The sequence below is a fragment of the Streptomyces sp. SID14478 genome (genome assembly GCF_010548525.1).
Classification (GTDB): Bacteria; Actinomycetota; Actinomycetes; order Streptomycetales; family Streptomycetaceae; genus Streptomyces.
The window spans coordinates 1-12,837 of the sequence record NZ_JAAGMG010001032.1 but is presented as its reverse complement, the minus strand read 5'-3'; the positions used below and the strand labels follow the sequence as shown (position 1 = coordinate 12,837).

Below are 12,837 nucleotides of genomic sequence, written 5' to 3'. Positions count from 1 at the left end.
CCGCCTCCACGCCGACACCCCGCTCCAGCAGGGCGGCGGCGACCGCCTCGGCCCCCTCCTCGTGCCAGTTCACCGAGGCGTGGTCCGGCAGCGTCGTCCAGGCCCGGATCCGCGCCACCCGGGCCGCCGGGTCCGGCTCGGCCCACGCCCCCGTCGTCACACCGACCGGCACCGCCACCGCCGCGCGGATCGCGTCGAGCGTGGCCGCGACCGAACGTGGCGACAACGTGTCTTGCCCGCAAGGGGTCTTGGGGTGAACATGCACATCCGACGCACCGGCCGCGACCGCCGCCGCGGCGGCCTCGGCCAGCGCGCCGGGCGACAGGGGCACCACCGCTCCGTCGTCCGCACCACGCGCACCGTTCAGACAGACCTGTACGAACACCATGAAGCCGATGGTGCCAGCAGCCACTGACAGAGCCACCGCGACGGGGATCGGAAACGACATGCCAGTAGCGATCAGCTCACTCAAGTACGAGTCCGCGCACTCCGGCGCGCAGAAGATCACGTACGACAGCGACGGCTACCACCTCGTGCGCTTCCCGTACGCGGCGGCCGAGGAGTCCTACGACCCGTGGAAGATGCACGACCCGGCCGGCGGCGGGGGTACCTCCAGCTACCCGGACGCCCGCTCCGGCCTGATCTGGCCGAGCCACGACGGCTGGGGCACGCTGTCGGCGCTCGTCTTCTGGAAGGCGGACGGCCGCGCCACCGAGTACCGCGCCCGCTTCGTGCGCGACCCGCTGAACCTCTCCACCCGCTACGACTCGACGGCCACCACCGACATCTCGGCCACCGGCGGCGGCCAGTACCGCTCCTACACGTGGCAGATGTTCGTACACCCGGGCACGCCGGTCGGGCTGAAGATCTCGGCCAGGACCGGAGGCAACGGGATCGCGGTACCGCTCATACTGGCCGAGCTCAAGCTCGCGATCCAGACGGACGTCCTCACTCCCTGAGGGTCCGGGCCGAAAGCACCGGGCGGGGGCCGTCGTACAGAAGTTCGCCCCCTATCGCATCCGGTCGGCGTTCCTCGGCGACATCGCGCCAAGGGCGGCCGTCAGTACGGTACTTCGCGCCTTCGTTCGGTAGGGCAACCGGGGCGGCCGGGTCCGGTTCCTGCCGGACGCCGACGCGCCGGCGGCCCGCCTCGTAGAGTCGGGGCGTGACACGACTCGACGCGCCCGACCCGCACCTCCCTCCGCTCACCGGCGCGCAGGCCGACCGCCTGCGCGCCCTGGTCGCCGACCACCTGCACGTCCCCGTGTTCCCCGGCGACACGGTCGAGGCCGACGGCCGCCGCCACCTCCTGGCGCACCTGGCGCGGCGCTGCCGCCGCGCACCCGAGGACACCTGGCCCGGGCTGGTCGAGGAGTTCTTCGCCGCGTCGGCCGCCGCCGCCCAAGGGGGCGACAGCGCCGAGGAGTTGCTGACACGCGCGTGCCTGAGCCTGGTGGCGCCGGACGCCGTCCCCGCCGACGGGGACGACGGCTTCGCGTACCTGCGCGACGTGGCCGAGGGCCTGCGGCTCGCGCTCGCCCTCGACGGACCCGACTCCGCGACCCTGCTCACCGACCAGGACGTGGCGCGCGCCGGGGCCGACGCGCTGTGGGCCGCCGGGCAGCGCAACCTGGTGCGGGCGCCGCTGCGTTCGGAAGAGGTGCGGCTCGACGGGCACGCCGTGCTGTACTCCGTGTACGGCGACTCCCCGTTCGTCTCGACCAAGGCGCTCGTCCTGCCGGAGCTGGTCGCCGAGGTCACCGGCCGGCGCATGCCCGACGCGGGCGCGCTCGTGGCGGTACCGACCCGGCACCTGCTCGCGTTCCACCCGATCGTCGACGGCGGCGTCGCGGACGCCGTGAACGACCTGGCCACGTATGCGTTCAAGGCTCACGAGGAAGGCCCCGGTCCGCTCTCGCCGCGCGTGTACTGGTGGCACGAGGGCCGGCTCACCTCGCTCACCACCGTCGACCGCGCCACCGGCACCCTCTCGCTGCGGCCGCCCGAGGCACTCCTCGACATCATGCAGGCGCTGCGCGGACTCGACCGGGCCGGGCGCCTCGCCTCGGCCCCGGCGGGAGGGGACCTCGACGAACTCGCGCGCACCGGCGCCGCGTTGACGGCGCGGCTCGACACGGACCCGGGCGGTCGCGACGACGCCTTCGCCGCCGTGCTCGCGCTCGCCCACGCGCACGCCGCGACCGACCCGGACGCCGACCGGGTGGAGACCTGGGACGCCTGGGTGGCGGCCCAGCGCCTCGGCACGGACCTGTTCGCCGGGACCGAGAACGGGGCGGAGACCGGGGCCGGGACCGGGGTCGACGGACGGCAGGGCGACGCCCGCGCCTGGCTCGACGCGTACTACCTGACCCTCGTGACCCGCGCCCGCGAACGCACGACGCAGTTGTGCCGGGTGCCGCTCGACGACCTGCGCGGCGTCGCCCCCGTCGACGACTACGTCCTGCACTGGATCGACGTGCTCCAGAGCCACTGGCTTGGCCACCCGATGGACGACGTCGTGCACAAGCTCGTCACGACGATCGAGACCTCGCACCCGGACGTGCCGACCCTCGCGCCGAAGGAACTCGTCAACCGCGTCGAGTACCAGCCGGTCGCCCTGTTCCACCGGATGCTCACCCAGGACCACGACGCCTTCGGCGAGGCGCTCACCACCGCCCTTGCCCAGCACGGCAGTTACTGGGGCGCAGCGACGGCGCCGCGCGCCCGTGTGGCGCTCGGCCCGCTGGCCCTCGCCTGCCTCGCGTACGACATGGAGTTCCCGGTCGCCACCGACGCGCCGCACCTGCCGAAGCACCTGCTCGACCGGCAGTGGCTCGAGAAGGTCCCCGCCCAGGGCGCGGACCGGGCGTGAGATCCGGGGGTGCGCCGGCCCGTGGCCCGCACCCCCGTCGCGCTGAACGTCGGCTACGCGGACACCAGCAGTCGCGCCAGCCTGGCCTCGGCCAGGGCCGCGGGGGTGAGTACGGGGCGCGGCACCACGATGCCGCAGTGGGAGCAGACGGGGCCCGACGACGGTTCGTGCGCCAGGTCGTGCTGCCAGACGAGGGCGGTGCCCGCACACACGGGGCACGTCGTCCCGGGCTCGCGCTCCAGGGCCGCGATCAGCCGGCGCAGCACGTCGGCCATCGGCTCGGTCGGGTGCACCGACGGGTCGTCGCACCAGGCGACCCCGAAGCCGCCCCAGGTCAGCCGGTGCCAGTCGTCCACGCTGCCCGGGCTGCGCAGCCCGTCGTGCTTCTCCTTGCGCCGACGCTGTGCGAAGGCGACTTCGTACGCGAGCCAGACGGCGCGCGCCTCTTCGAGCTCCTCCAGGGCCGCGACCAGCCGGGCCGGGTCGGGGGAGCGGTCCTCGGGGCCGAACCCGGCCCGGGAGCACAGATGGTCCCAGGTGGCCCGGTGGCCGTAGGGAGCGAATCTCTCCAGGCACTTGCGCAGTGAGTAGCGCCGCAGTGCCAGATCGCTCAGCGGGTCGCGCACCTGTCTTGCCAGGCTTCGGAATCCAGCCATCGCCCTGCACCTCCGTCACACGTACGTCGGCGTCGCCGCAGCCATGAAGCGACGTCGCCGAGTAGACGTATCGACACGCGATTCGGATCCCTCATCGGGGCGGTCGGTCCCATCCGATGTGTGATGGGTCCCATCACCGGCACCTTCTGAGGCCGGGGAAACGCTGCGTGGTCCCTGTGGTGATTCCGAAAACGTGACGCATGTTCATCTTCTGTCGTTGGCTAACCGCCGGTAACCTCCGGCTCACCATCGTCGGGAGGACCAGGCATGCGACGACGCATCCCACGAACCACCCTGCACAGAAAGTCCATCGGCCCTCTGCGGAGAATGACGGCCGCCGCGGCCCTCGTGCTCACCGCCGGACTGCTCTCCCCTCTCTCGACGGCCACGGCCGCCGACGAACCCGCACCCGTCAGCGACTACTGCAAGGGGCAGTGCGCGGACATCCTGCCGCCCGGGGCGAACGGCAGCGCCACGCTGGCCGAGATCCTCGGCAACAAGCTGTTCGGTACCCAGCCCGCGCACGCCGATGATCAACTCGGCCCTTACGACGCCCTGTCGTCCGGCTACCCCGCACTCACGGATGACACGCTCACCCAATTCTTCAACGACTCCTCCTTCGGCGTCCCGGATGATCAGGTGGGCTCCGTCACCCGTCCCCGGGACGATGTGACGATCACCCGTGACAAGAAGAACGGCGTACCCCACATCAAAGGTTCCACGCGCTACGGAACCGAGTTCGGCGCCGGCTTCGCCGCAGGTCAGGACCGCCTCTGGCTGATCGACCTGTTCCGCCACATCGGCCGCGGCGAACTCACCTCGTTCGCCGGCGGCGCCCTCGCGAACCAGGGCCTGGAGCAGGAGTTCTGGCCGCAGGCCCCGTACACCGAGGACGACCTGCAGCAGCAGGTCGACTACATCAAGAAGAGCGGCGGCGAGCGCGGCGAGCAGGCCATGGCGGACGCGCAAGCCTATATCGACGGCCTCAACGCCTACCGCGTGAAGTCCAAGAACGGCCGCTACTTCCCGGGCGAGTACGTCCTCACCGGCAAGATCGACGCCATCACGAACATCGGTGAGATCCAGCCGTTCAAGGTGACCGACATGATCGCGCTCGCCTCCGTGGTCGGCGGACTGTTCGGCAACGGCGGCGGGGGAGAGGTCGACGCGGCCCTCTCGCTCATGAAGTCCCAGGAGAAGTACGGCGTCGAGAAGGGCACCCAGATCTGGGAGTCCTTCCGCGGCCGCAACGACCCCGAGGCCGTCACCACCATCCACGACGGCACGAGCTTCCCCTACGGCGAGAAACCGGCGAACGCGCGCGGCCAGGCCCTGCCCGACAAGGGTTCGGTCGTCAAGGAGCCGCTCGTCTACGACCGGACCGGTTCCGCGGCGACCGCGGCGAAGTCCGGGACCGTGGAGGAGAAGCCCGTGAAGGCCCCGGAGCGGCTCAAACCCCTCCAGGGCATGTACGACGACGGGGTGCTCCCCGCCGACATGTTCAAGGACTCCGCCTCCAAGAAGGGCATGTCCAACGCCCTCCTCGTCTCCGGCAAGCACACCGCGTCCGGCAACCCGGTCGCCGTGTTCGGCCCCCAGACCGGCTACTTCGCGCCGCAGCTGCTGATGATGCAGGAGCTGCAGGGCCCCGGGCTCAGCGCGCGCGGCGTCTCCTTCGCGGGCGTCGGCATGTACATCCAGCTCGGCCGCGGCCAGGACTACGCGTGGTCGGCCACCTCCGCCGGACAGGACATCACCGACACGTACGCGGTGCCGCTGTGCGAGCCGGGCGGCGGGACTCCCACGAAGGAGTCCACCGCGTACATGTACCGGGGCACCTGCACGCCCATGGAGAAGATGGAGCGGACGAACTCCTGGAAGCCGACGGTCGCCGACTCGACCGCCGCGGGCTCCTACCGGATGCAGGTCCTGCGCACGCAGTACGGCATCGTCACGCACCGCGCCACCGTCGACGGCAAGCCCGTCGCGTACACGTCGCTGCGCTCGACGTACCGCCACGAGGCCGACTCGATCGTCGGCTTCCAGATGCTCAACGACCCTTCGTACACGAAGGACGCCGCGAGCTTCGAGAAGGCGGCGCAGCACATCAGCTACGCCTTCAACTGGTTCTACGCCGACTCGCGCGACATCGCGTACTACAACAGCGGCAGCAACCCGGTGCGGGCCAAGGACGTCGACATGTCGCTGCCCGTCAAGGCCGAACAGGCCTATGAATGGCAGGACTTCGACCCGAAGGACAACACGGCGGCCTACACGCCCCCGTCCCAGCATCCGAACTCCGTGAACCAGGACTACTACGTCTCCTGGAACAACAAACAGGCCAAGGACTTCACCGCGGCCAACTTCAGCCTCGGCGCCGTGCAGCGCGTCAACCTCCTCGACGACCGCGTGAAGAAGCTGACCGCCGAGGGCGGCGTCACCCGGGCCTCGCTCACCCAGGCCATGGAGGAGTCCGCGGTCACCGACCTGCGCGGCGAACAGGTGCTGCCGGAGATCCTCAAGGTGATCCGCAGCCGGCCGGTCGACGACCCCCAGCTGGCCAAGGCGGTCCAGCAGCTGGAGGCCTGGCGCAAGGGCGGCGCGCAGCGCAACCAGACCTCCGCGGGCTCGAAGACGTACGCGCATCCCGACGCCGTGCGGATCATGGACGCGTGGTGGCCGCTGCTGGTGCAGGCCGAGTTCAAGCCGGGCCTCGGCGACGACCTGTACACGGCGCTGACCGGCGAGCTCACCGTCGACGAGGCGCCGTCCGCCGGACACGGTCCGACCGGTGCGCACGCCGGGTCGGCGTTCCAGTACGGCTGGTGGGGCTACGTCGACAAGGACCTGCGCACGGTGCTCGGGCAGCCGGTGGAAGGGAAGTTGGGGCAGACGTACTGCGGCGCCGGGGACCTCTCCGCGTGCCGTGACGCCCTCCTGACGACGCTGGCCACCGCCGCCGCGAAACCGGCCACCGAGGTCTACCCCGGGGACGACAGCTGCAAGGCCGGTGACCAGTGGTGTGCGGACACCATCGTCCACCGGGCCCTGGGCGGGATCACGCACCGCGGGATCCAGTGGCAGAACAGGCCGACGTACCAGCAGGTGATCGAGTTCCCCGGTCACCGCTAGGGCCTGTCCGGCGGATCAGGTCGCGGCCAAGGCCTGTGAGGTCGCGTTCGCCCGTCGTCCGGGCGGGCGCGACCGCGCCGTACGCCGCTCGTGCGCCCCGACCGCGGGACTTTGCCCGTGCACGGCGTGCCAGCGCGGTGTTCCCGGGGCCGGTCGACAATCGTGCACGGGTGCCCTACGTACGGATGACCGCCAGACCAGTGCCGCCCGTCCCCACCGCCGGAGCCGCGCGATGAGCCCCGCGCGGGCCCTGGACCCGAAGCTCTTCGACGAGACGATCGCGGCGGTCGCCCTGTTCGCCGGGGCCGAGCACCGGCTGCTCTACACCAACGCCGCGCTCAAGAGGATGCTCGGCGCCCGCACGCTCGGGCTGCCGGCCGCGCAGGCGTTCCCCGAGAAGGACGCGGAGGAGTTCCTGACCGTCCTCGACGACGTGCGGGCGACCGGCCGGGCCCGGCAGCTGAACGACTCCCGCGAGCCCGACCCCGGCGCCTTCGGCCAGGCCAAGTACTTCGTCTACTCCTGCACGCCCGTCACCACGCCCCAGGGCGACGGCGCGCTCGTCGTCCTGATGGACACCACCGCGGAGACCCGGGCGCTGCAGCGCTACGAGGCCCTGGTGTCGGCCGTGTCGCAGATGGTCTGGGTGCTGCGTGCGGACGGCACGATGGACGAGATCGTCGCCGGCTGGCAGGACCTCACCGGAACGCCCTGGCCGGGGCGGACCGGCGAGGACCTGTTCGCCCGGATCCATCCGCGCGACCGCGAGATGCTGAGCCGCGCCTGGCACGACGCCCTCGGCTCCGACGACCCGGAGATGGTCGCCGCCACCTTCCGCATCCGCACCCCCGACGGCGCCTACCGCCACGTGTCGACCCGCGCCGTCCCCGTGGTGAGCGGCGGCCGGATCGACGAGTGGATCGCGGCCACCGCCGACGTCGAGGCCGGCTGGGGCGCGCAGTTGCGCGAGCGGCTGCTCGCGGCGGTGGGCGCGGTGTCCGGCGGCACGCTCGACGAGGCGTTCGCCGCGGTGGTCGACGTGATCGTCCCCGAACTGGCCGACGCCTGCCTGATCCTGCTGCTCTCCCACGAGGAGTGGCCGCTGCCCGAGAACGCGCGGGTCACCGCCCGGCGGGTCGCCTCCCGCACCCGCCCGGGACTGCTGCCGCCGCCCGCCCTGCGCGGGCAGCGCGTCGCCCTGTCCGACACCGTCAGAGACGTGCTGGAGAAGGGCGTCCCGCGGACCTTCTACCTGCCCGACGGCGGCGCGCCGCCCGCGGAACTCGTCCCCACCGTCACCGAGGAGTGGCTCGCGGCGACCGACGCGACGAGCCTGACCCTGATCCCGCTCGTCGTCGACGACCTCGTCCTCGGCTACGCGGCCACCAGTACCAACGGGGACACACCCGTCCCGGCGGCCAACGACGTCGCCCTGCTGCGCGAGGTCCTGCATCACGCCCAGCGCCCGATCCGCAAGGTCCTCGACCTGCAGCAGGCCCGGCGCACCGCGCTCGCCCTGCAACGCGCCCACCTCACCCGGCCGCCCGAGGTGCCCGGCGCCTCCCTCGCCGCCGTCTACCGGCCCGCGAGCTCCGCCGGGGAGATCGGCGGCGACTGGTACGACGCCTTCCTCCAGCCCGACGGGACCCTCGTCCTCGACATCGGCGACGTCGCCGGGCACGATCTCGCGGCGGCCACCGCCATGGGGCAGTTGCGCAGCATGCTCCGCGCGCTCGCCTGGAACAAGGGGCCCGAGTGCCTGCCCGCGTCGGTCCTGTCCCTCCTCGACGACGTCGCCGAGGGGCTGCACGTGGCGCCCTTCACCACCGCCGTCCACTCGCACCTGCGCCGTCTGGCCGACGGGCACTGGCAGCTGACGTGGTCCAACGCGGGCCACCCGCCGCCGCTGCTGGTCCCCGTGCACGACGCCCCGCGCTTCCTGACCGGCGCCGGCGAGGACCTGCCGCTGTCCGTGGACCCCCGCGTCGCCCGGACCACGCACACCCACCTGCTCGGCCCCGGCGACACCGTGGTCCTCTACACGGACGGCCTGATCGAGACACCCACCGCCGCCCTCGACGAGGGACAGGCCCGCCTCGTGCGCGAGGCCGCGCGGCACCGCGGCACGGACCTGCCCGAGCTGCTGCGCCACCTGAACGAACTCTCCGACTGCCGGGACGACACGGCGATGATCGCCTTCCGCGCCGACCGGCAGTAGGGGCTGTCCTACAGGGGCACGCGCCCCGCGCCGAGGACCACCCGCGCCAGCTCCTGATGGCAGATGTCGCTGTGGGCCCCCGACGGCGGTGGTCCACGGCGTACGACCTGGGCCGCGTCCACGCTCACGCAGCCCTCGGCGGGCACGCCCGCGCGCAGTGCCTCGGCGAGGGTGAGCCGGACCGCACCGGGGACGTCCTTGATGCCGTCGAAGCCCATCGCGCCCCAGCGGGCGCCGAGGCCGAGGATGCCCGTGTCGTCGTCGGCGAGGCGGGAGGCGATCGGGTACATCGTGCCCAGCGCGGTGTCGAAGTGCGAGTAGCAGGACACCAACGGGCCCGCGATCCGCGCCTGTCGGCCCTTCAGGACGCCGCGCCCCGCGAACGCGTAGTGGGAGAAGGCCCCTTGCAGGAGCGTCACCGACGCCACCTGCCCCGCGGCGGGCGGCAGCCCGGCCAGCGCGAACGACACGAGGCGGGCCCCGAAGCTGTGCCCGACGAGATGGACCCGCACCTGCGGCGCGTCGTGCGCCAGGCGCCCGAGGAGCGGGCCGAGACCCTTCTGCCCGACCGTGCCCGCGCGGCTCTTCATCTCGAAGTACGTTGCCTGGCGCAGCAGTTCGTGTGCCCCCTGCCACGCCTTGGCCAGGCCGCCGGGCCAGGAGAAGGCGGCCGTGCCCGCCGTGGCCTCCAGGGCGTCGGCGAACTCCAGGCACACGTCGCGCGTGTTCTCGTGGAGCATCTTCGGGGCGGCGTGCGCCGAGAGCTCCTCCTCGGTGTCCGCGCCGAGGGCGGTCGGGCGGGTGCCGACGAGCCGGCGGACGAGGTCGCCGAACCGGTCGAACGCGTCGGCCCGGTCCGGCTGGTGGTCGAGCAGCCGGGTCAGTTCGCCGACGAGCGGACCGCTGTCCGGGAAGGCCGCGGCGAGTGCGGCCCGCGTGCCCTCGTCGAGGGTGGTGCGCGGCATCGTGACGGCCTCGGCGAGCGCCGGGTCGAAGTCGGGTACGGGCTCGTCCGTGAACCGCATCGACGGCCACAGCACCCCCGCGTAGCCGATCCGGGCGCCGGGGGCGAGAGCCGGGAACGGGGCGAAGAAGCGGTCGTACAGGCGTGTCGCGAGGGACCGGTCGTTGTTCCATCCGTGCGCGAGGACGACGAGGTCGCTCACCTGGTGGGCCTCGCGCAGCAGCCGGTCGCGCCGCCCGGGCTCGGCGTCCCCGTCGGCGTCGAACGTCAACTCCCAGTAGGGACGTACATGTACTTCCGGTGCGGCCATGGCCAACCCCCGTGGCAGTCGTCCGTGCGGTGTGCCGCATCGTCCTGCCGTACCCGGAGGTTGGCCATACGCCCCGTCAACTGCGGGTGGAATCAGGCGAGTTCCCGCTCCCGGGTCTCCGGCAGCGCCAGTACGCACAGCAGCGAGACGACCGCCATCGCGCTCACGTACCAGCCCACCGACGCCGACCCGAACGCCCCCTGCAGCCGCGTCGCCACCAGGGGCGCCACGGCGCCGCCCAGCACGCCGCCGAGGTTGTACGCGAAGGAGGCGCCGGAGTAGCGCACCCGCACCCCGAACAGTTCGGGCAGGTACGCGCCCATCGGGCCGTACACCACGCCCATGCAGAACAGGGCGCCGCCGAGCGCGAGCGCGATGAGGGCGGGCTGCTCGGTGTCCATCAGCGGGAACAGGGCGAAGCCCCAGACGACGGCGAGCGCGGAGCCCGCGAGCACCATCTTGCGGCGGCCGCCCGCGTCCGAACGGGTCGCGGCGAGCCAGGTGCCGGCCGCCAGGAACAGACAGGCCACCAGCGACACCGCGAGCATGGTGCTGCGGGGCACGCCGAGCGTCGTGGTGCCGTACGCGAGGCAGTAGGTGGTCGCCGTGTAGAAGAGGCCGTACGCGATGACCATGCCGCCCGCGCCGAGCAGGATCTCCTTCGGGTGGCGCGTGAAGACCTCCCACGCCGGTGCCTTGCTGGCCTCCTGGTCCCGCATCACCTTGGCGAAGACCGGCGTCTCGCTGATCTTCAGCCGCACGAACAGGCCGACGGCGACCAGGAGGAAGGAGAGCAGGAACGGGATGCGCCAGCCCCACGACCGGAACGCGTCGTCCGACAGCGTCTCCGAGAGCAGCCAGAAGATGCCGGTGGCCGCGAAGAAGCCGACGGACGGGCCGAGTTGGGGGAAGGCGGCGAACAGCCCGCGTTTCCCGCGCGGCGCGTGCTCCACGGCGAGCAGCGCGGCCCCGCCCCATTCGCCGCCGAGCCCGACGCCCTGCAGGAACCGCAGCAGCACGAGCAGGACGGGCGCCCACACGCCCAAGGTGCCGTAGCCGGGCAGCAGTCCGACGCAGGCGGTCGACAGGCCCATCAGGAGCAGAGAGGCCACGAGCACCGACTTGCGGCCGATCCGGTCGCCGAAGTGGCCGAAGACCAGCGAGCCGATCGGGCGGGCGGCGAACGCGACGGCGTACGTCGAGAAGGAGGCGAGGGTGGCGTTGAGGGAGGAGAGGTTCGGGAAGAACGCGTCGTTGAGGACGAGCGCGGCGGCCGTTCCGTAGACGTAGAAGTCGTAGAACTCGATGGCCGTCCCGATGAAGCTGGCCACGGCCACCCGGCGCAGGCTCTCCGGTTGCGAGGGCTCGGAGTCCTGCGGCGCGGCGGCCGCGGCCGCTTCTTCCCTGGTTGAGTCGTCTTTGAGCACGAGGCGACTCTGATTGTCCGTGTACGGCTCAGTCAATATTCTGGGACGGGCGTCCCGGATTCCGAGACGGGTCCGCTACTTGTACGTGAGGTACTTGCGACGCACGTTCCGGAACGCCGCCAGCTCCCCCTGCCACGCGCCCACGACCTCGTCCGTCGACGCGCCCGCGTCGATCATCGTGCGGACCCGGGTGGAGCCGGTGAGCTTGTCGATCCAGTTGTCCGAGCGCCAGGCGAAGTCGCTCCAGACCGATTTCGCGGTCACCAGCAGTGCGATGCCCGTGCGGACCGGGTCGAACGCCTCCCGGTCGTCGACGTGGATCTGCACGCCGCCGATCGTCTTGCCCTCGAACTTGGAGAACGTCGGTGCGAAGTACGCCTCCCTGAAGTGCACGCCGGGCAGGGCGAGTTCATTGGCCTTCGCGGCCCACTTCCCGTCGATGCCGTCCGCGCCGAGGAGCTCGAAGGGGCGGGTGGTGCCGCGCCCCTCGGACAGGTTCGTGCCCTCGAACATGCACGTCCCGGAGTACACCAACGCAGTGTCCGCGGTGGGCATGTTGGGGCTCGGCGGCACCCACGGAAGGCCCGAGGCGTCGTAGAAGTCGCGCCGCTTCCAGCCCGTCATCGTCACGGTGGTCAGCTCGACCGGGTGCGCGAGGTACTCACCGTTGAACAGGCGGGCCAGCTCCGTGACCGTCATGCCGTGCGCCTGGGAGATCTCCCGGCGGCCGACGAACGTCGCGAACTCCTTGTGCAGGACGGGACCGTAGGCGCCGCGCCCGGTGACCGGGTTCGGGCGGTCGAGCACGACGAACTTCTTGCCCGCGAGCTGCGCCGCCTCCATGCAGTCGTACAGCGTCCAGATGTACGTGTAGAAGCGGGCGCCCGCGTCCTGGATGTCGAAGACGACGGTGTCGACCCCGGACGCCGTGAAGACGTCCGCGAGCGGTTGACCGCTCTTCAAGTACGTGTCGTAGACGGGCAGTCCGGTGGCCGGGTCGTCGTAGCGGCCCTCCGAGCCGCCCGCCTGCGCCGTGCCCCGGAAGCCGTGCTCGGGCCCGAACACCGCGACCAGGTCGACCCGTTCGTCCGCGTGCATCACGTCGACGATGTGCCGCACGTCGCGGGTGACCCCGGTCGGGTTGGTGACGACGCCGACCTTCTCCCCGTCGAGAAGCCGGTAGCCGTCCGCCGCGAGCCGCTCGAAGCCGGTCCGCAGTCCGTGGCGGCCGCCGCCCGGCGAGGCGCCGGCCGCTCCC

At 72.0% G+C, this 12,837-nt stretch carries 9 protein-coding genes; 4 read left to right on the top strand and 5 right to left on the bottom strand.

Going from position 1 to position 12,837, the window contains the following annotated elements; translation table 11 throughout:
• Positions 1-388 (bottom strand): 3-keto-5-aminohexanoate cleavage protein (locus tag G3I40_RS33255; protein WP_203645221.1); only part of this gene is annotated, 388 nt, incomplete at its 3' end.
• A gap of 58 nt (positions 389-446) precedes the next feature.
• On the opposite strand from G3I40_RS33255, the gene G3I40_RS33250 reads away from it, so the two are divergent.
• Together G3I40_RS33250 and G3I40_RS33240 are read left to right on the top strand one after the other, a co-directional pair.
• Positions 447-959 carry a hypothetical protein gene (locus G3I40_RS33250; protein WP_164306322.1) on the top strand — a complete coding sequence of 171 codons (513 nt, stop codon included), beginning with the start codon at positions 447-449 and terminating at the stop codon, positions 957-959.
• A gap of 206 nt (positions 960-1,165) precedes the next feature.
• Positions 1,166-2,872 (top strand): immunity 49 family protein, encoded by a 1,707-nt coding sequence (locus tag G3I40_RS33240; protein WP_164306321.1) that lies wholly within the window; start codon positions 1,166-1,168, stop codon positions 2,870-2,872.
• A gap of 53 nt (positions 2,873-2,925) precedes the next feature.
• Here G3I40_RS33240 and G3I40_RS33235 read toward each other — a convergent pair whose 3' ends face one another.
• The gene (locus tag G3I40_RS33235) at positions 2,926-3,528 is read right to left on the bottom strand and encodes a hypothetical protein (RefSeq protein ID WP_164306320.1); all 603 of its coding nucleotides are present in this window, start codon (positions 3,526-3,528) and stop codon (positions 2,926-2,928) included.
• A gap of 327 nt (positions 3,529-3,855) precedes the next feature.
• On the opposite strand from G3I40_RS33235, the gene G3I40_RS33230 reads away from it, so the two are divergent.
• Together G3I40_RS33230 and G3I40_RS33225 are read left to right on the top strand one after the other, a co-directional pair.
• Complete coding sequence (locus tag G3I40_RS33230; RefSeq protein WP_239092092.1) at positions 3,856-6,660, top strand: penicillin acylase family protein; 2,805 nt, start codon at positions 3,856-3,858, stop codon at positions 6,658-6,660.
• 232 nt (positions 6,661-6,892) lie between these two features.
• Complete coding sequence (locus G3I40_RS33225; protein WP_164306318.1) at positions 6,893-8,878, top strand: SpoIIE family protein phosphatase; 1,986 nt, start codon at positions 6,893-6,895, stop codon at positions 8,876-8,878.
• Positions 8,879-8,886: 8 nt separating this feature from the next.
• Here the strand turns inward: G3I40_RS33225 and G3I40_RS33220 are convergent, their stop codons facing one another.
• The 3 genes from G3I40_RS33220 to G3I40_RS33210 form a co-directional block, all read right to left on the bottom strand.
• A complete protein-coding gene (locus G3I40_RS33220; protein ID WP_164306317.1) occupies positions 8,887-10,152 on the bottom strand; it encodes a serine-threonine protein kinase in 1,266 nt (421 codons plus the stop codon).
• A 92-nt stretch (positions 10,153-10,244) separates the two neighbouring features.
• Positions 10,245-11,498 (bottom strand): MFS transporter, encoded by a 1,254-nt coding sequence (locus G3I40_RS33215; RefSeq protein WP_164306324.1) that lies wholly within the window; start codon positions 11,496-11,498, stop codon positions 10,245-10,247.
• A gap of 156 nt (positions 11,499-11,654) precedes the next feature.
• Positions 11,655-12,797: a DUF1343 domain-containing protein gene (locus G3I40_RS33210; RefSeq protein WP_164306323.1), complete on the bottom strand. Its 1,143-nt coding sequence runs from the start codon at positions 12,795-12,797 to the stop codon at positions 11,655-11,657.
• Positions 12,798-12,837 lie beyond the last annotated feature (40 nt).

Excerpts from the sequence above, each read along its gene's own strand:
- G3I40_RS33250 (WP_164306322.1), top strand. The coding sequence starts at position 447 with ATGCCAGTAGCGATCAGCTCACTCAAGTACGAGTCCGCGCACTCCGGC.
- G3I40_RS33235 (WP_164306320.1), bottom strand. The coding sequence starts at position 3,528 with ATGGCTGGATTCCGAAGCCTGGCAAGACAGGTGCGCGACCCGCTGAGC.
- G3I40_RS33230 (WP_239092092.1), top strand. The coding sequence starts at position 3,856 with ATGACGGCCGCCGCGGCCCTCGTGCTCACCGCCGGACTGCTCTCCCCT.
- G3I40_RS33225 (WP_164306318.1), top strand. The coding sequence starts at position 6,893 with ATGAGCCCCGCGCGGGCCCTGGACCCGAAGCTCTTCGACGAGACGATC.
- G3I40_RS33220 (WP_164306317.1), bottom strand. The coding sequence starts at position 10,152 with ATGGCCGCACCGGAAGTACATGTACGTCCCTACTGGGAGTTGACGTTC.